The sequence below is a fragment of the Roseovarius sp. MBR-78 genome, from assembly GCF_040547535.1.
GTDB lineage: Bacteria > Pseudomonadota > Alphaproteobacteria > Rhodobacterales > Rhodobacteraceae > Roseovarius.
Window position 1 is genome coordinate 72,788 of record NZ_JBEPPX010000016.1, and the last position, 17,303, is coordinate 90,090.

At 61.4% G+C, this 17,303-nt stretch carries 23 protein-coding genes; 11 read left to right on the plus strand and 12 right to left on the minus strand.

The features are described 5' to 3' along the window. Positions 1–25 precede the first annotated feature (25 nt). The 6 genes from ABIE58_RS13660 to ABIE58_RS13685 all read right to left on the minus strand — a co-directional run bounded on the left by ABIE58_RS13660 (position 26) and on the right by ABIE58_RS13685 (position 4,235). The gene (locus tag ABIE58_RS13660; protein ID WP_354545293.1) at positions 26–169 is read right to left on the minus strand and encodes a hypothetical protein; all 144 of its coding nucleotides are present in this window, start codon (positions 167–169) and stop codon (positions 26–28) included. A gap of 57 nt (positions 170–226) precedes the next feature. Beyond that, on the minus strand, positions 227–682 hold the full coding sequence (locus ABIE58_RS13665) for a DUF411 domain-containing protein (RefSeq protein ID WP_354545266.1): 456 nt from the start codon (positions 680–682) through the stop codon (positions 227–229). Between the two features lie 36 nt (positions 683–718). Further along, positions 719–2,158 carry a multicopper oxidase family protein gene (locus ABIE58_RS13670; protein WP_354545267.1) on the minus strand — a complete coding sequence of 480 codons (1,440 nt, stop codon included), beginning with the start codon at positions 2,156–2,158 and terminating at the stop codon, positions 719–721. Positions 2,159–2,248: 90 nt separating this feature from the next. Continuing rightward, complete coding sequence (locus ABIE58_RS13675; RefSeq protein WP_354545268.1) at positions 2,249–2,602, minus strand: hypothetical protein; 354 nt, start codon at positions 2,600–2,602, stop codon at positions 2,249–2,251. 262 nt (positions 2,603–2,864) lie between these two features. Continuing rightward, positions 2,865–3,488, minus strand: coding sequence for a transmembrane anchor protein (locus ABIE58_RS13680; RefSeq protein ID WP_354545269.1), 624 nt, complete (start codon positions 3,486–3,488; stop codon positions 2,865–2,867). 18 nt (positions 3,489–3,506) lie between these two features. Next, positions 3,507–4,235, minus strand: coding sequence for a HupE/UreJ family protein (locus ABIE58_RS13685; RefSeq protein WP_354545270.1), 729 nt, complete (start codon positions 4,233–4,235; stop codon positions 3,507–3,509). Between the two features lie 503 nt (positions 4,236–4,738). Between ABIE58_RS13685 and ABIE58_RS13690 the strand changes: the two genes are divergently transcribed. From ABIE58_RS13690 to ABIE58_RS13715, 6 genes are all read left to right on the plus strand, one after another. Then, positions 4,739–4,999 carry a metal-sensing transcriptional repressor gene (locus ABIE58_RS13690; RefSeq protein ID WP_354545271.1) on the plus strand — a complete coding sequence of 87 codons (261 nt, stop codon included), beginning with the start codon at positions 4,739–4,741 and terminating at the stop codon, positions 4,997–4,999. An 8-nt stretch (positions 5,000–5,007) separates the two neighbouring features. Then, complete coding sequence (locus ABIE58_RS13695; RefSeq protein ID WP_354545272.1) at positions 5,008–6,327, plus strand: MFS transporter; 1,320 nt, start codon at positions 5,008–5,010, stop codon at positions 6,325–6,327. A gap of 15 nt (positions 6,328–6,342) precedes the next feature. Further along, positions 6,343–6,561 (plus strand): hypothetical protein, encoded by a 219-nt coding sequence (locus tag ABIE58_RS13700; RefSeq protein ID WP_354545273.1) that lies wholly within the window; start codon positions 6,343–6,345, stop codon positions 6,559–6,561. A gap of 40 nt (positions 6,562–6,601) precedes the next feature. Beyond that, complete coding sequence (locus ABIE58_RS13705; RefSeq protein WP_354545274.1) at positions 6,602–7,144, plus strand: Chromate resistance protein ChrB; 543 nt, start codon at positions 6,602–6,604, stop codon at positions 7,142–7,144. A gap of 244 nt (positions 7,145–7,388) precedes the next feature. Beyond that, positions 7,389–8,138, plus strand: coding sequence for a COG4280 domain-containing protein (locus tag ABIE58_RS13710; protein WP_354545275.1), 750 nt, complete (start codon positions 7,389–7,391; stop codon positions 8,136–8,138). Then, positions 8,135–8,368 carry a hypothetical protein gene (locus ABIE58_RS13715; protein ID WP_354545276.1) on the plus strand — a complete coding sequence of 78 codons (234 nt, stop codon included), beginning with the start codon at positions 8,135–8,137 and terminating at the stop codon, positions 8,366–8,368. Before ABIE58_RS13710 ends, ABIE58_RS13715 begins: the two co-directional genes overlap by 4 nt. Before the next feature lie 142 nt (positions 8,369–8,510). Here ABIE58_RS13715 and ABIE58_RS13720 read toward each other — a convergent pair whose 3' ends face one another. Genes ABIE58_RS13720 through ABIE58_RS13730 form a run of 3 tightly spaced genes read right to left on the minus strand, consistent with a single transcriptional unit; the run spans position 8,511 to position 10,040 of the window. Then, the gene (locus ABIE58_RS13720) at positions 8,511–8,984 is read right to left on the minus strand and encodes an MFS transporter (protein ID WP_354545277.1); all 474 of its coding nucleotides are present in this window, start codon (positions 8,982–8,984) and stop codon (positions 8,511–8,513) included. Positions 8,985–8,991: 7 nt separating this feature from the next. Continuing rightward, positions 8,992–9,189, minus strand: coding sequence for a hypothetical protein (locus ABIE58_RS13725; RefSeq protein WP_354545278.1), 198 nt, complete (start codon positions 9,187–9,189; stop codon positions 8,992–8,994). After that, entirely contained in the window at positions 9,186–10,040 is an 855-nt protein-coding gene (locus ABIE58_RS13730; RefSeq protein WP_354545279.1) for a sterol desaturase family protein, read from the minus strand. Before ABIE58_RS13730 ends, ABIE58_RS13725 begins: the two co-directional genes overlap by 4 nt. Positions 10,041–10,127: 87 nt before the next feature. On the opposite strand from ABIE58_RS13730, the gene ABIE58_RS13735 reads away from it, so the two are divergent. Together ABIE58_RS13735 and ABIE58_RS13740 are read left to right on the plus strand one after the other, a co-directional pair. Further along, complete coding sequence (locus ABIE58_RS13735; protein WP_354545280.1) at positions 10,128–10,436, plus strand: ArsR/SmtB family transcription factor; 309 nt, start codon at positions 10,128–10,130, stop codon at positions 10,434–10,436. 60 nt (positions 10,437–10,496) lie between these two features. Beyond that, positions 10,497–10,709, plus strand: a complete 213-nt coding sequence (locus ABIE58_RS13740) for a rhodanese-like domain-containing protein (RefSeq protein ID WP_354545291.1) — start codon at positions 10,497–10,499, stop codon at positions 10,707–10,709. A gap of 135 nt (positions 10,710–10,844) precedes the next feature. Here the strand turns inward: ABIE58_RS13740 and ABIE58_RS13745 are convergent, their stop codons facing one another. Beyond that, on the minus strand, positions 10,845–11,843 hold the full coding sequence (locus tag ABIE58_RS13745; RefSeq protein ID WP_354545281.1) for a hypothetical protein: 999 nt from the start codon (positions 11,841–11,843) through the stop codon (positions 10,845–10,847). Positions 11,844–11,991: 148 nt separating this feature from the next. Between ABIE58_RS13745 and ABIE58_RS13750 the strand changes: the two genes are divergently transcribed. The 3 genes from ABIE58_RS13750 to ABIE58_RS13760 all read left to right on the plus strand — a co-directional run bounded on the left by ABIE58_RS13750 (position 11,992) and on the right by ABIE58_RS13760 (position 15,516). Further along, entirely contained in the window at positions 11,992–13,626 is a 1,635-nt protein-coding gene (locus tag ABIE58_RS13750) for a TnsB C-terminal domain-containing protein (RefSeq protein WP_037239331.1), read from the plus strand. Between the two features lie 16 nt (positions 13,627–13,642). Continuing rightward, the gene (locus tag ABIE58_RS13755; RefSeq protein WP_354545282.1) at positions 13,643–14,509 is read left to right on the plus strand and encodes a TniB family NTP-binding protein; all 867 of its coding nucleotides are present in this window, start codon (positions 13,643–13,645) and stop codon (positions 14,507–14,509) included. A gap of 80 nt (positions 14,510–14,589) precedes the next feature. Then, on the plus strand, positions 14,590–15,516 hold the full coding sequence (locus tag ABIE58_RS13760; RefSeq protein ID WP_354545292.1) for a TniQ family protein: 927 nt from the start codon (positions 14,590–14,592) through the stop codon (positions 15,514–15,516). A gap of 16 nt (positions 15,517–15,532) precedes the next feature. Here ABIE58_RS13760 and scpB read toward each other — a convergent pair whose 3' ends face one another. Both scpB and ABIE58_RS13770 read right to left on the minus strand, forming a co-directional pair. After that, positions 15,533–16,183, minus strand: a complete 651-nt coding sequence (scpB, locus tag ABIE58_RS13765) for an SMC-Scp complex subunit ScpB (RefSeq protein ID WP_317939176.1) — start codon at positions 16,181–16,183, stop codon at positions 15,533–15,535. A gap of 8 nt (positions 16,184–16,191) precedes the next feature. Further along, a complete protein-coding gene (locus ABIE58_RS13770; protein WP_037239259.1) occupies positions 16,192–17,076 on the minus strand; it encodes a DUF1403 family protein in 885 nt (294 codons plus the stop codon). Positions 17,077–17,303: the final 227 nt, after the last annotated feature.

Genomic DNA, 17,303 nt, shown 5'->3' on the forward strand with positions numbered 1-17,303 from the left:
CCTCATTCCGCATTCCGGCGCATTTCTATTTTCCGCTGTCCGAGCGGATGTATTTGACCAAGGCGATCGCCGCGAGCACCAGCACCCCCACGATCAGCAACCAGATCAGACCCATGGCGATCATCATGCCGCCACCCAGCATTCCACCGTCCATCATCATAAAGTTCACCCTTTGCGTTCCCTTGAAGCGGGTCTGGCACGGGATTGCCCCGTACCGCGCAATTGATCATTCGACCGCATAGACGGTCGGGTTCACACCTTCTTCGACGGTGTAAATCTTGAACGGCTCCTGCTTCGCGCCGCCCATACCGGGTGACCCCATCGGCATGCCGGGAAGTGTCACACCGGCAATTTCAGGGCGTTCCTCAAGCACCTTGTTGACGACATCGACAGGCACATGGCCGCTGACAACGTAATCTCCTAGAAAGGCGGTGTGGCAGCCCTGAAAATTATCCGGGATGCCCGCCTCGCGGCTGATCTGCGCCAGATCGTGGGTCGGCTTCACCTCTACCGTGAATCCGTTCTCGCGGAGGTAGTCCGCATAATTCTCGCAGCAACCGCATTGCGGGTTCTTGTAAAGCGTGACCTCTTCGGCTGCGGCAGGTGCTGCATTCAGGCTCATCGCAAGGACAGCGGCGGCACCTGCGGTACCAAGGCTGGCAAATCCAAGTATACTTTTCATAGGTTCATTCCTTTTCGGAATCAATGTTCTGAGCTTTCAGGTTTTGGTCGTACCGGGATCGACGCGAATGACGCCCATCATGCCCGCCGCCTGGTGTTCCAGAATGTGACAATGGAACATCCAGTCTCCCGGATTGTCCGCCACGAAGGCGATCTCGACCCGTTCCTCGGGTGCCATCAGGACGGTGTCCTGCCATTCGCGATGCCGTGTCGGTTGCCCGTTCCGTGTGATCACACGGAACGAATGTCCATGAAGATGCATCGGGTGATGCCACGCGGTGCGATTGTCCATCTGCAGCACATGCGACGTGCCCTGCGGCAGGACCAGCAATGGGTCCATCATATGACCCGTTGCTGCTTCGCCGTTGATGAACCACATGTTGCCTTCGCGCATCTGCTCCATCATCGACCCCATGCCGCCACCCATCATCATCTGCCCCATCATTCCGCCATTAAAGACAATCTGATGCCGCGCCGCCGAGGTCATGTCAGGCTCAGCAAGCGGGTTGGATGGCAGGTCCATCGGCCAGTCCGGCGCTGTGTCCCGCAGCCGATCCGGCGCGTAGGCGAGATCGACCAGACGGTATTCCAGATCCTCGTAGAAGGCATCGGTGACGGTTACGGCATCTCCGGGCTTGCCGGTCATGTCTATCACCAGATCAATCCGCATGGCCGGGCCGACCACCACGACCCCGCTGTCCGGGGCATGAGGTGTGACCGGTTGACCGTCCAGCGCCACCACGATTGGCGCGAGATCCCTGAAATCCAGCCCGAAGATCCGCGCGTTCGCCGCATTGATCAGCCGAATGCGGATGCGTTCTCCGGATCGCACCGCAATGCGTTCAGGTATCTGGCCGTTGATGGTCACGGAATTTCCGGTACGACCGCCGTGCATCGCGTCGTGGCGGTTGCCGAAGTCATCCGACAACTGCCCCGCCCGGGTCATCCGCCAGTCATCAAGCATCCAGGTCAGGTCACGATCCACGCGGATCGGGTCCGCCTCCTCGACGATCAGCGGCCCGTAAAGGCCGCGTCCGACCTGTTCGGAACTGCGCTGGTGCGGGTGATACCAGAACGTGCCCGCATCCAGTGCATCGAATTCGTAGAGAAACTCGCCACCGACCGGGATCGGGTCCTGTGTCAGGAACGGCACTCCGTCCATCGCATTGGGTGTGCGAATGCCATGCCAGTGGACCGTCGTCCCTTCATTTAGCCCGTTCTGGGCCAGAACCCGAATTCGGTCTCCCTGCCGCACCCGGATCTCGGGGCCGGGGAGGGATCCGTTGTAGCTCCAGACGTCCGTAGAGCCGTAGGGTGCCGGTCGCAGGGCGGCTTGTCCGGCCGCAGCGCGTAGCAAGAATGGGTCCTCTGTCGGACCTGCCATCGCTACTCGTGCCGGTGACAGAGCGGATATGGCCGTGAAAGCGGCACCGGTGCGCAGCACGTGCCGTCGTGAAATCAGTCTGTTGAGGGTCATCACTTCTGCCTTGATCTGAAAGGGTCGCACTCAGCCAGCTTCGGCCAAGGCAACGGTCAGGCCCCGCAACAAGCGAGGCCGATATTTGATTCAGGCAGGCTGCTTGGGAGGAAATGGATCAAGCAAAGGATTGGCGCCGATCAGAAACACGGGTTCAGTGACCGGGATGAAATTACCTAAGGACATCGCGGGCGGACCCGATGGCATTCGCACTAAAATACCAGCCGTGCTGCTCACGCCGCAAGGTACAGGGCAGCCCCCCACACAGGACACCCCGTCATCAAATTCGGTCGGATCGCATCCACCGCAATGGTCGTCCGTGCTTTCTCCTACGTCCATCTGAGCCATGGATACTTCGGCCGCATTCACTGCCGACACATCCGGCGCGATCATGGCGCCGAAGCTCAATGCAAGAATCAAAATGAGCCGGAAAGCTTGTCTCATGTTGCTGGTATGCAAGCTTCCAGTAGGGGGAGGTCAAGAAGTATTCTATAACATAGACGTGACATTGGTACGTGCTGCGCCAAGCCGAAGCCATAACGCCGAGACCTTAAAGTCAACGACACGAGAGCCAACTGCATTGGCCAACGGATGCCGGAGAGTAGTTTTAAGAGAAATTCCGAGGCGAAAGACGAATATCGATCTAATGTCTGCCTCGGAGGAAGGCGGCCACCCGCATCCGTTCAGGCGGATGGCTGCCCTAGTTTTAACTTGCGTCCTTAAACTCGGCGTATTCGCCGCGCACCTGAACGGTGACGGTGGCATCCGAGCTGTCGCGATTGCGCCAGAACCAGCCGTGCTCTCCGTCGAAGGCGGCGACGATTTCGCCCTCGTCGCCGGTGGAGCCGCGGCCTTTCTCATAGGTGATCGAGTTGCCGCCGCCATGGCCATGCATGTCGAAGTTCACGCGTCCGCCTTCGACCAGCATCCGGTATTCCACCGTCTGGCCCTCTTCCATGACCAATTTCCACTCGGCACTATCACCGGGGGCTAGCGTGAAAGTGGTTTCGTCTCGCCAGACTTCAGCCTCTTGCGCGTGTGCCGCGCCGACGAAGAGCCCGAAGATATCGTTCATCAAGCTCGACTGCTCCTGTGCTTCAAGTTCCAGCAGCCGGTCGGCTTCCGCCTCTTCCGCGAGTTGAGTCTTGATTTCGCCCATCTCTGCCAGACCGAGAACGCCGCCGATCCCGGTCGGATCGATGTCGTACTCGGCGGGCAGCACGACGGTCACGAGGATCGCGACGGCGCTGGCCGCCGCGATGGCCGTGGAGCGGAGCAATTGCCGGGAGGTGGGAAGCTGGTCGAGGCTCGGTTTTTCTGCGTTGAACATTTGGGTCTCCAATTCTTTTCAGGTGGCCACGAAGTAGCCGGTGATTTGCAAGCCCATGAGGATGAACCCCATGGACATCATGACGACGTTGGCAGTGTAGGCCTGGCGGAAGAAATTCGGGGATTTCCGCCAGAAGCCCATGACGATGAGAATCACGGCGAGCGCCATGATCTGGCCGAGCTCGACGCCCACGTTGAAAGCCAGCAGATTGGCCAGCAACCCCTCCGAGGCGATTTCGTAGTCGAGGATCTTGGTGGCGAGGCCCGTGCCGTGGAAAAAGCCGAAGATCAGCGTCGCGGCCTTGGTATTCGGTTGAAAGCCGAACCAACGCTGGTAAGCGCCCAGATTGTCGAGCGCCTTGTAGACAACCGACAGACCGATGATCGCATCAACGATATAGGCGTTGATGCCCCATCCGAACCAGACGCCTGCCAGCATCGTGGTCGAATGTCCGACAGCAAAGATGCTGACATAGATGCCCACGTCTTTCATCTTGTAAAGAAAGAAGACGACGCCGAACAGGAACAGGACGTGGTCGTAACCCGTCACCATGTGCTTGGCACCGAGATACATGAAGGGAATGATGTTTACCCCCCAGATTTCCTGAATGTAGCCCGCGTCTCCGGGCGTAACGTTGTGCGCCAAGGCATGGCCTGCGCTGAGAACGAGCAAGGTTATCGTGATAAAGGACAGGATCACGATCCGGCCTATGCCAGGATCGGTCCAGCCCCGATGGACTGTGTTCATGGATTGAACTCCGCATATGTGTTTGATGATCACTTGGAATGCGCCACTGGCGCGCGGTCGATCACACTCGGGGAGGTCGTTCGATCTGGTGTATCAGCAGAAGATTCGCTGTCGCGGCACTCAGCCACCATGCGGTCTTGTAAAATTCCATGGGATGAGACGACAGGTCAGGACCGGGCACAACCGCTTGGCTGTGATCGTGATCTATACTGTCGTGGCTATGTCCATGCGCTGCCCAAGCCAGGTCTTCTTCCAGACCATGCGAATGCCCGTGCTCGGCGATCATTTCCGCATGGTCCTGAAGAACGTTTAGAATTGCGGGCGTGTGAGAGGTTGCAGGCACAACTGACCAGACAAGAATGGCTGCGCACAGAAATGTAGCGCAGGCAGCCCTTCCGATTGTCCGTAACCTCGTCATCAGCTCTGCCTGCCCGCTCGACTTATTCTGTGGCGCATCGGGGCACCATCTTGTTCTATCCTCTGAGGGAGGATATGAATCATATATGACAAATTCCCCGGTTCATGCAACCCATCCCGCCTTGATTGCCCGGCTGAAACGCGCTGACGGCCATCTGCGCGCCGTCATCGCGATGATAGAGGCGGGCAAGCCCTGCCTCGAGATCGTCCAGCAGATGCAGGCCGTCGAAAAGGCCGTCGTGAACGCCAAGCGGGCGCTGATCCATGACCACATGGACCACTGTCTGGACGTTGAAGGCTCCGAAACTGATCGCGCCGAGCTGCGGGCGATCGCCCGTTATCTCTGAGGCCCGCCATGCTCGATATCCTCTCCGACCGCACCTACCGCCATCTGTTTCTGGCACAGGTTGCCGCCCTTCTGGGAACCGGGCTGGCGACGGTCGCGCTCGGGCTTCTGGCCTTCGATCTTGCGGGCGACGAGGCGGCGCTGGTGCTGGGCACTGTCTTCACTATCAAGATGGTGGCCTATGTCGGTATTGCGCCAATTGCCGGAGCCTTCGCGGATCGCGTGCCGCGTCGCGCGCTGCTGGTGACCTTGGATCTGGTGCGCGCTGCCGTGGCGCTGGCGCTGCCCTTCGTGACCGAGGTCTGGCAAGTCTACGTGCTGATCTTCCTGCTGCAGTCGGCCTCCGCCGCCTTCACGCCAACCTTCCAGGCGACGATCCCGGACGTTCTGCCCGAAGAAGACCGCTATACCCGCGCGCTGTCGCTGTCGCGGCTGACCTATGATCTGGAAAACATCGTCAGTCCGACGTTGGCGGCCCTTCTACTCGCTGTCATGTCCTACAATTCGCTTTTCCTCGGAACAGTTGTAGGTTTCGGGGCCTCGGCCTTTCTGGTTGTTTCGGTGCTGCTGCCCAGCCCCAGCCCGTCCGAGCCACGGGGAATCTATGATCGGACCACACGGGGCATCCGCATCTACCTTGCCACGCCCCGCCTTCGCGGGCTCCTGGCGCTGAACCTCGCGGCAGCGGCGGCAGGGGCGATGGTGCTGGTCAATACCGTCGTTCTGGTGCGCGGCTCACTTGGCCTGTCGGAGAGCGCGCTGGCCTGGACGATGTTCGCCTTTGGCGCGGGCTCCATGACGGCCGCGCTGGTCCTCCCACGCATTCTGGATGCACTACCCGACCGGCCCGTGATGTTCGGCGGTGCTGCGCTGATCGTAGCAACATTGTTGGGTTTGGGGGTGACAGTCCTGACATCTGGTCTTGGCTGGTCTACCCTTCTGGGTGCATGGTTGCTGGTGGGGTTGGGGTATTCCGCCGTCCTCACCCCGTCCGGCCGGCTGCTGCGCCGGTCCGCCCATGCGGGGGACCGCCCTGCGCTGTTCGCGGCGCAATTTGCGCTGTCGCACGCCTGCTGGCTGGTGACCTATCCGCTCTCCGGATGGCTCCTGACGGCCTACGGCGTCGTTCCCGCTTTAATCGGGCTGGCCCTTCTCGCGGCAAGTGGAACCTTCGTGGCCTTCAGGCTCTGGCCCGCGAACGATCTCGTTGAGCTTGAACATACCCACGATAACCTGCCGCTCGATCACCCGCATCTGCAAGGGCATCGCAAGCACAGCCATGCCTTAGTGATCGACGACAGCCATCCTCGCTGGGCCACACATTTCTGAAATGAAGCTACGAGAGTGCAAGCCACCGCAGAAAATTGGCCTTCCGGCTATCCGGCCAATGGTACGCAGCTGCACGAAGAGCTTTTCAGAAATGAATCATTTTTACCAACCTTCCTGACGGTGGACCCGCGTACAAAGCGCGGTGAGCGGCAGAAAATGATCTCTTCAATGGCATTGGCTAAGTTGTTTCCAATAAAGCCTTACAGACCGTATCGACACAGAATCGCCAAATAAAACTATTTACTTGTTACGACTGTTACATTATATGTAGGCCATGGAAAACATTTCTTGGCTACTTCTCACCTACAAAGTTCCGCCGGAACCCGCTGCCAAGCGGGTGGCACTTTGGCGTAAGCTCAAGGGGATGGGTGCGGTCTATCTTCAAAACGGCGTCTGCCTTCTGCCCAAAACCGACGATCACGTTCGCCGCCTCAAGATGCTGGAGAATGACATTGGCGAGGCGCAGGGCGAGTCGGTCATCCTCGAAACCGTAGCTCTCGACCCCGGTCAAGAGGCCAAGGTCCTGGCGCGCTTCAAAGCAGAACGCGACGACGCCTATGAAGAATTCATCGACAAGTGCGACGACTTCGAGGCCGAGGTTGCCAAGGAAGTGACCGCCAACCATTACACATACGCCGAACTGGAAGAGAACGACGTCGATCTCAAGAAGCTCCAAGGCTGGCTGACGAAAATCCAGAAACTCGACTTCTACGGCGCGGATCGCGCCTCCGAGGCACAGGAGCGGCTGCAAGGCTGCGTCACCGTGCTGGACGACTATGCGCGCAAGGTTTTCGATGCGCATGATGAAAACAAGTGAGGCCAAAGCAATGAATGCACTGACTTTTCAAAGGCTACCCTCGTCCTCCCGTTTCGCGCCATCCGTTTCGCGATCTATCGGACCAACGGCTCTCGCCCTCTGGCTCGACCGGCAACGGCAACGCGTTCATCTGTTGCGACTCGACCAACATCTGCTTGAAGACATCGCCGTGAGCCGCGTCGAGGCAATCAGGGAGGCGCGGCGATGGGACTGAACCGCGCACGGGGTACAAAGGAGAGCGACAATGCTTGAATGGTCCAGCGCCGGCCCCGCCGTCGGGGCAGCCTTTCTGGCCTCGATTGTCGAAGTTGTTGAGGCGTTCACCATCGTGCTGGTTGTTGCCACACTGCGTGGCTGGAAACCCGCCGTGCTTGGTACAGGTGCCGCGCTGTTCGTCCTGGCGGCGATCGTCGTAGTCCTCGGCCCACTGCTGGATCAGGTGCCGCTTCACCTGCTGCAACTGGTGATCGGTGTGCTTCTATTGCTTTTCGGCGTCGGCTGGCTGCGCAAGGCTGCGCTGCGGGCTGGCGGCGTCATCCCGTTGCACGACGAGGATGCGATCTTTGCAGAGGAAACGGCGGGCCTGACCGCCGAGGTCGAGCGGCGACAGGCATCGCAGGACTGGATTGCGGGGATCGCTGCGTTCAAGGCAGTGTTGCTCGAAGGGTTAGAGGTCATCTTCATCGTCATCGCAGTCGGGGCTGGACGCGGGATGCTCTGGCCTGCCAGTCTGGGTGCGCTTGCGGCCTGCGCGCTGGTCCTCGTGGTTGGAGTTATTGCCCATCGACCGCTGGCACGGGTGCCGGAAAACACCCTCAAGTTCGGCGTTGGCGTCATGCTGTCGGCCTTCGGCGTGTTCTGGACTGGCGAAGGGTTGGGTGTGGACTGGCCGGGGCATGATCTGGCGCTGTTCGTCTTCGCGGCGCTGTTCCTTGTCGCAGGGATCATGGCTGCCCGCATGGTGCGGCAGCCAATCAGGGAGGTGACACCATGAACATCCTCAAGGACGTGTTTTCGGAGCTGTTCAGCATGTTCGTTGCTGACGCCCGGCTCACAGCGACCATTCTGGCGACGGTCGCGCTCGCTGCGTTATTGATCGTCGCGACCAGTCTGCCACCCCTCGCAGGCGGCTTGGTCCTGCTGCTGGGCTGCATCGCTGTTCTGTTCCTCAGCGTCAGACGGGAAGCCAAGCGCAGGGCATCTTCGAAGTCGGGTTCTTATTGATCTGTGCAGGCGCGTTCTTCGTGTTCAGGGTGCCGATCCCAACGTTGGTAACTTCTGTCATAGATACTTCCTCCTCTTTGTATGATGTGACCCTCATCACCTTGGCACATTGCGATGTCGTCGGGAGGGGGTAACCATCCCATCAATTCCCAACAACCTTGCGGGTAGCGCGCAGGAATTTCGGCGGGGCGGCATTGTGCGCCGCTGTTTCGGCCTCGGCCCAGGGCAGCGTGTTCTTGACCCAGACCACGGTGAGCAACAGCGCCAGCAGGACCACGGCCATTCCGAATACAAGGAGCCCCGTCCGCGCGCCGAGCGATTCGGCGGCATAGGCGATCAGGATGCCCGCGATCGCGACGCCGACATAGCCGGAGAACTCGTTGAGCCCCATGGTCAGCCCGGGCTCCTCGGCCTTGGTGATGTCGAGCTTTGCGGTCTGCGTCATAGACCAGCACAAGCCCTGATTGACACCGAGGAGCACCGTGGCTGCGAAGATCCAGCTCCAGTCGAGCGCATACCAGATCATCACCGGGATCGGCAGTGCGACGACCCAGCCGAAGGCGAGCAGGCGCTTGCGCCCGATCCGCTCGGACCAGCACCCGGCGACGAAGTTCATCACCGCCTTAACCGCGCCGAAGGCCCAGGAAGGAGGCGAGCAGCAGGAACCACCCACGCTCGAGCCCGAATTCGCTTTCGGCGAGCGCGGGCACGACCGTGCGCGTCATGCCGATGGCGAAACCCACCAGCATCACCTGGATCAGCTGATGGGCGACCTGGACCCGGTTCTCGCGGAGGCCGCGCGGGAATGCGCTTGCGGTCATTCTGCGGGCTCCTTTTCCGTGTTACGGGGATCGAGCGCATGGCCGCTCGCTGGTCCGCGCAGGGGTTGGATCAGCATCCGGTCGAGCCACAGGTCGCGGCGTGTGCGGAACTGTTCGATGCCGATCTCCATCCCCTCATGTCCCTTGACGGGCTGGGCGATGTAGGTGCCCAGAAGCCGGTCCCACCACGGAAGGTTGAAGCCGTAGTTCGAGTTCGTCTCGCGCGGGTCGTTGGAATGATGGACGCGGTGCATGTCGGGGGTGACGACGAACAGGCGAAGCACGCGGTCGACGGGGCGCGGCAGATCGATGTTGGCGTGGTTGAAGAGCGCGGTGGCGTTCAGGATGACTTCGAACAGCAGCACCGCGACGGCCGGCGGGCCAAGGGCCGCGATCGCCGCCAGCTTGATCCCCATGGAGATAAGGATTTCCACCGGGTGAAAACGCAGGCCGGTGGTGGCGTCGAAATCCAGATCGGCGTGGTGCATCCGGTGCATCCGCCAGAGCCCAGGCACCGCGTGGAACATCACGTGCTGGAGGTAGATCGCCAGATCGAGCAGCAGCATCGAGACCACGACCGCAATCCAGAACGGCGCGTCGATGTTGTTGAACAGCCCCCAACCGCGATCCTCGGCCATCACCGCCAGACCGACCGCAAGGATCGGAAATGACAGCCGCAGGATGACCGTATCGACCACCACCAGCGCAAGATTATTGGTCCAGCGGATCACGCGCGGGATTTTCCGCCTGCGGCGCGGCGCCGCCACCTCCCACAGCGCCATTGCAGCCAGCACGCAAAGGAAAATCGCAAGGCGGATCGTTGGTTCGGCGGCAAAGATTAACTCTGACATGGATGCGGGCCCTTGGGCTTGTGGGGCGCGATGGAATCTCTATCATTCAAGTTATCGCTTGAATGATCTAGCGTTAGGAGACACGCCTTGTCAATCAGCCCCAAGACCGCCCTGCTCGAGGAATACGCACTCGTCGCACGCGCCCTGTCCGCCCCGGCGCGTCTGATGCTGCTGGAACAACTGGCGCAAGGGGAGCGCAGGGTGGAGGCGCTTGCGGACAAGACCGGCCTTACCATCGCGAACTGCTCGCAGCATCTGCAGCAGTTGCGCCGCGCCGCGCTCGTCACCAGCCGCCGCGACGGCAAATCGGTGATTTACCGACTGACCGACGCGAAGACACTGGAGTTGATGGACCTTCTTCGTATTGTCGCCGAGCGGAACCTCGCACAGGTCTAGCGCATCCTCCGCGGCCTTTCGGGCGGTGCGGACGTCCTCGAGGCGGTCAGCCGTTCCGATCTGGCCGTACGCCTTGCGGAAGGTTCTGCCACCGTGCTCGACGTTCGCCCTGCAGATGAATTTGCGGCAGGTCATATTCCTGGAGCGATCAACATGACACTAAAGGAGATAGAGGGGATCGTGCCGACGCTGGACAGGGCGGCCGAAATCGTGGCCTATTGCAGAGGGCCCTATTGCGTCGATGCGCACCAAGCCGTCGCGGCGCTTCGCTAGCACGGCTTCAGCGCACGGCGCCTCGAAGGCGGTCTGCCGGAATGGCGAGAAGATGGACGCCCGGTACTCTCCTAGGCAGGTTGTCGAGGTGAACCATTTTCCTGAAAGCTAACGCTTGGCGCTCGTACGGAGCTTTCAATTCGGCGCGCGCCACATCCGATAACGACCCTGCCCGGTCATCTCGCGGATCAGACCCCGCGCTTCCATCCAGGCGAGGTTGCGCTGGACGGCGGCGCGGCTGGCACTGGTCAGGGTCTCGGCCATCGGGGCGGAGACAAGCGGCCATTCAGCTAGCAAGACGCGCAAAGCTGGGGGCGTCTTGCCCGAGAGTGGCGTCATCTCGGTTTCCGCCCTCGCTGACCATGCCTCGATATCGTCGAGGTGCCGCATCGCGGTCAGACATGCGGTCTCCATCCCGTCGACCCACCGCGCCAGACGGTCAGTGGGTGAGCCGCCAGCGCGCAGCCCCCCTGTCCCTCCCATTGCCAGAGGCGCAAAGAGTGCTCCCTTGCCCTCACTGGCCGCGATCCGCGCGGCCGTGACTGCCGCTTCCATTCGATCGCCCTCCTGCCCAAGGCCTGCGAGGCTCCAGAGGTGATAACCCGCGCAGGCACGGGTTATCGGGTGAAGATCGGCGACTTGTGCCATCAGGTCGAGCCAACCGCCCGCGCGGTCCACAAAGGGCTCGGCTTCATCCGCCATGTTCTCGGGATCGCGGCGGTCGAGGAAGGCGGACAGGTCCACCTCTGGGCCTGGCCCCCCTGTCAGACGACGTACCGCCCAACCGACCCGAGCGAGTGCGGCGGTGTCCTCTTGCAGGCCAGAAATGCGCATGGAGATCCAGAGCGCCAGCCGATCTGGGCCGACGCGGTCACCCGCGAACCAGCTGAGGTCGGCAGCCTCGATCAGGGCAAGCCTGTACCGCCATCCTTCCGGGCCGCGCTTCAACCGGTCATCCAGTGCGCCGGCGCGACCGGCCACACGGGCAAGACGCGCGGCATTACCCGCCTCTGCTTTCCGCCAATCTTCGAGGACCTCGGCTTCACGCGGTTCGGCCCGAGGTCCGGGCGGCAGATAATCCGGCTCCTCTTCCATGGGACCGGGCAGGAACCAATGTCGCATTTTCTTCACCATTTCAGCACATGATTATTACGTGATTTCTGGATGATACGGGGTAAGCACACATCATTTTTCAGCTTAAGGCTTCAATTTTGGCTACGTATTTCAGCAAGTGGCCGCCCTGTTGGCGCATGACCCAGCCGGTCTCGGAAGTTTCATATCGATGACGTCCGGCGAAGCGCATGCCTCGGATGAAGCGTGGGCCAAGGCGACGCGTACCGCGCGCGAGTTGGACCGGATTCTTGACGGAGCGGCGCCGGTGCGTGAGGCCGTGATGCGCGCGGCATCCGAGCTGCGGCTCTCGACACGCCAAGTCTACAACTATCTGGCGCGGTATCGGGAAGAGCGCAGGGTATCGTCCCTTCTGCCGCGAAGGAGTGGAACAAGACAACCAAGGATCAACCCCGCAGTCGAGAACATCATCGCGGTGACCCTGCGGGAGATGTGGTTGCGCCCGGAGCAGCCGGACCTTGCACCGATCGTTGAAGAGATCCGCACCCGCTGCGCAGAGGAAGGGCACACTCCACCCGCCTATGTCACTGTCGCCCGGCGGATCCCCATTCTGTTCGCCCCGGAAGAAATTGCCCGCCGCCGCCTGTCGGATGGTAAACACCTGCACCGGCTGAAGCCGCGACCGGGCTACATCCGGGCTAACCACGCGCTCGACGTTGTCCAGATCGATCACACGCCGGCAGACATCCAATTTGTTGAGGTGATTGATGACCACGGTGTCTTCGTTGGTCGTCCCTATCTGACCATCGCTGCAGATGTGGCCACGAGCGCGATCATCGGCTTCTGCCTGACCCTCGAGCGGCCGTCACGACTGTCTGTCGCGCTTTGTCTGGCGCACGCGATGTGCTGCAAGATTGACTGGCTGGCAGAACGCGGTATCGATCATGCTTGGCCGATGCACGGTCGCCCGAAGCAAATCGTCGTCGATTCCGCCAAGGAGTTCCAGAGCAGCACCTTCAGCAGAGGATGCGCGGACTATGGCATCGCCATACGCATGCGGAACAAGGGCACCGTGCATCGGGGCGGAGTCGTGGAACGCCTGCTTGGGAAAGTGAACACCGCGCTACGCGCCTTGCCCGGCAAGACGGGGCGTTCCATCGCGGATCGGGGCGACTATGCCTCGGAAGCGCGGGCACGGCTCAGCTTCGCGGATCTTGAACGCTGCATCGCGCTCGCGATCATCGACCACAACCTGAGCCAGAATGCGCGCAGGCTGACCGTTCCGGCGAAAGAGTGGGAAGATCGGTTCCAGCCGAAGGACCGGCCTATCGATGCGCCTGTCGATGTGCTGCTGAATTTCCTGCCACGCAAGACGCGGAAAATTTCACCTCAGGGCATCAGTCTCTTCGCCATCGACTATTTCGAGCCCTGGCTTGGCCCGCTGGTTGCGCGTCGTGACCGGCTGGAGCCGCTCGATCTGTGCTATGATCCTCGCGACATCAGCCATGTCTACGTCAAGGATCCGGATACGCAGGCCTGGCGGCCGGTCAGGCGACGGGACGGACTGGCCGAGCCGATCACGCTTTGGCAGCACCAGGCGGATCGACAGCAGCGGCGTGAAATCCAGCGGCGCCCTGTGCAGGAGGCATCAGCCATCCGACGCGAAATCGCAGCCACTGCTGCCGCCGCCAAAACCCCCAAAAGCCGGTTGAAGGAGATGACCCGCGCCCGGCATGCCACCGAGGCAAAGAAGCCTTATGCCGACTTCGCCGCGCCTTCCGTCCCGACCCAAGAAAAGCTCGATCCGGATCGCCCTCGGCGGGTCTTCCCTGTCGAGGATTGGTAGGGTGCCGGATCACCTCATGCCCGCCATAATCCCGCTCTTGCAGGCCGATGACGCAGTGCGGATCGCCCATGTTCGCGCGCCGCGCTGGATCAGCCATCCGGCCGCCGGCGCGGCGCATGACGCGATGCGACTGCTGCTCGAGCGACCGCCATCGCTGCGCCCACGCGGTTTGCTGCTTGCCGGTCCCTACCACAACGGCAAGACCATGATCGCCGAACGCTTCGCCATCGAACATCTGCGTACCGCCGACCAGCAAAAGGTGTGGGTGATCCAGACCCGGGAAGGTGCAGGCCTGTCGCATTTCTATGCCAGCATCCTGTCCGGATTGCGCGCGCCACAAGCCGCGGGCTGGCGCAGCCTGTCCCGCGCCGGCGATCAGGTCGATCATCTTCTGGAGCGCCTGAAGCCGCGCCTTTTGATCTTCGACGAGTTCCACAGCGCATTGCGCGGGCGGCGCCAGGATGTGAAGGCCATCTTCTCGTTCTTGCGGCGGATCGCACGGGTGCATGACATCTCACCAGTCCTTGTCGGCGAAATCGCGATCTACGATGCGGTGCATGACACCGACGAAATGGGCTCACGTTTCGATACGATCCCCATTCCACGATGGCCGTATGACGAGGAATTCGCGACGCTTCTCGACAGCCTGGAAGCCAGTCTGCCGCTCGCCGAAGCCTCCGATCTGTCGCGCGAACCCTTGGCGAAGATCATCCATGATCTGTCAGAGGGGCTGATCGGCGAGGTTGTCGAGATCGTCACCCGTGCCGCAGTGGCGGCAATCTCGCGCGGTGAGGGCCGGATCACGGGCGCAACCCTGTGGGACCTCGGCTATGTGCCTCTCTCGAGGCGCCGTAATTCCGCTTTGCGTCACGATATGACATGAGGTTTGGGCCGACCGAGATATCCGTCACACCTGCAGAGCGGTATGAAAGTGTGGCGGGAAGCCGTTGGCCAGTGAGCATTATGCCCGCACCAGGTGAACTTCTGTCGAGTTGGCTGCACCGCCTCGCCTACGCGAACGGCATACCTCCGCACTATTTTGGCACGCTTCTCGGAGCGCCGGGTGAGAACTGGTCGGCGCGGCTTGATCGGGCGTTGCCCGATCGCATCCTGCAGTTTCTGCGAGAGCATACCGGCATACCCGTGGAAGACATCGCGGCTCTGACCATTGCCCCTGACCCCTTGGCCCGGCTGCGTTTGCCCCTGCGGGCATCGCCTCAGCAGAGTTGCGCACCCAGGAGGCAGGTTACCTGGCTGCAGTTCTGTCCCGCTTGTCTGACGGAAGACGAAACGCCCTATTTTCGCCGAGGCTGGAGCCTCGCGACACGCGTTTCTTGCTTTCACCACGGTTGTCGGCTTCGGGACAGGTGCCCATCTTGCGGGGGCGGATTGGCTCCGTTCAGCCAGAAGCGTCTTGTGCCGCATCAGATCTGCGCCTGGTGCGGCGCGGCCCTCTGCAAACGCACCCGTCCCGCCGCCAACGGAGTTCGGCGTCTGGAGCGTCTGATCGACGATCTGCTTCGTCTGCAGGCATCAGGGCATCGAATGGCAGAGGGGCGATCACTCCCGGACCTTCTTGGATCAGCCTGCTTTCAATTTAGTCGACGGCCAATGTCCATCGCGCGCCTCTCTCATCGGGATCGCTATCAGCTGTTTTGGCAATTGACGGACGGGCAATCGACGCCGTTCGGAACGCGAAGAAGTTCCGCGATCATTTATTGGAAACGCGTCGCTCAGGTTGCGCCAGCTTGGGGCGGACTGGTCACATCTTTCAGCGATGCCGTCCTGCCTCGGCCCAAAGCTGGGCCTTGCTCTAACACCGCTGGCCCGAATTTGGCGGATCTCGTTCAGGCGGCCGCGCGGCTCGATCAGCAGCGGCAAGCGTTTTGAGGGTCAGAGGCGGGTTTCAGGCGCTCGCGGCCAGCCCGGCATCATTCAGCTGTTCAGGATCCGGCAGGTCCCGCAAGCTCTCCAACCCGAAGGCCGCGAGGAACGCGTCTGTGGTGACGAAGGTATAGGGGGCACCACGACGCGGCGCGCGCGGCCCAGTTCCAATCAGACCGTGTGCATGGAGCCGCCCGATCAGGTCCCGACCGATCTCCTTGCCGAAGATGTCCTTCAGCCCATCGCGCGTGATTGGCTGATGGTAGGCGATGGCCGCCAAAATCGCGACGTCGAACTCGTTCAGGTCCAGCAACTGGTCCCCGACATCCGCTGCGGAGCGGATCGCAGGCGCGTAAACAGACCGCGTCCGGAACATCCACCCCCCTGCGACCATGGCAATCTCGAACGCCCGCCCTTCTAGATCGGCGGCAAGATCCTCGATCAGCAGATCAACCGAGGTCGCCTGCCCCACTATGCGCGCCAGATCCTCGCGCGGTACAGGCGAGGCAGAGGCAAACAGTACCGCCTCGATCCGCCGCATCCATTCCCGCCAGCGCAACTCCGGTGGCAGGTCGAGCAACTCGCGATCAAGCTCAGCTTCTGGTCGATCCTTCGACTTCCTTTCCGGTCGCATGTCCGAACCGCGAAACCGGTTCCCACTTTCGCTGTCCATGCTCATGGCTACACCCCGTAGAGCCGGAATGTGTCGCGCCCGGTTAGCTCACGGACCGCGCCGAGATCGACAAGCCGGTCACAGAGCCGCCGCGCCGCGCGGTCCGGCAAAGGCAGGGCACTGGGCGCCACGGCGTCCTGCGTCAGGAATATTTTCACCGCCGCCCCTGCCCCCTTGGCCCGAAGCTTTGGTGCAACTCCTTTCAAAAGCGAAGCCCGACGCGCGAGATCGACAGCCAGACGCGCGGCCTCGACCGCGGATGCGGTCACTGCGCGATGACAGGCTAGGCGCAAATCGTCACCCCGCTTGCGCAGGTCTGTGCGTTTCAAACCCGCGGCCAGCAGCGGCACGACATGATCCCAACCAAGCGCTTGGGCGAGGGCGGCGTCCGCGAGGATCAACGCCGGGACTTCGGCACGGGGTGCCTCCGTCAGGACAGCATCCAGCGCCATCGCGGCACGGGTCACCGGCGCTCCCTTCCCCGTATCGAGCCATGTAGCAATCTGGCCCAACTCCAAGATCGGCAAGGCTCGGCCCAGAGCCTTGATCGACACCGGCCGCTCCACCGCGCGACGCCAGGCAAGGTAAGTTTCCCCCGCGGGACCAGGTAGATCGCCAGGGCGCAGAAGATGAATCGCGTCGCGCAGCTCTGGGGCTCTTTCCGGCCGACCAGAAAACCCGGCACATGCCTCGGCCGCTCGCAGCGCCAGCCGATCCCGCAACAAGGCTTTGGGGACCTCTTCGCGTCCCAACACAAGATGCAGGTGGTTCAGCGCCGCGCCCGATAAAAACGCCACATCTTCAAAGGCTTCAGGACGTGCCGAGGTGACCCATGCGGGCATCCGGGGTAGAGTGTCTGTGTCGATGGAGTGTTCCGGTCGGGCAAATGTCATGACTGAAGCCTAAACCATCGCGGCGCTTTGCTCCAGAAAATAGCACAGAAAACGCCTCGCTCTATCTTTTGCCATGATGTCCGATAACCTTGCGTTATCGGACGTAAAAATGATATGCTCAAGAACATGAGTTGTCGTTTTAGTTTCATGGGTGGATTCGGCCGAAATCGCCTCTCTCGTCGAGGAAATTTCCATTTAATCGGTGGACCGGCCTCTTGCTCAATCTG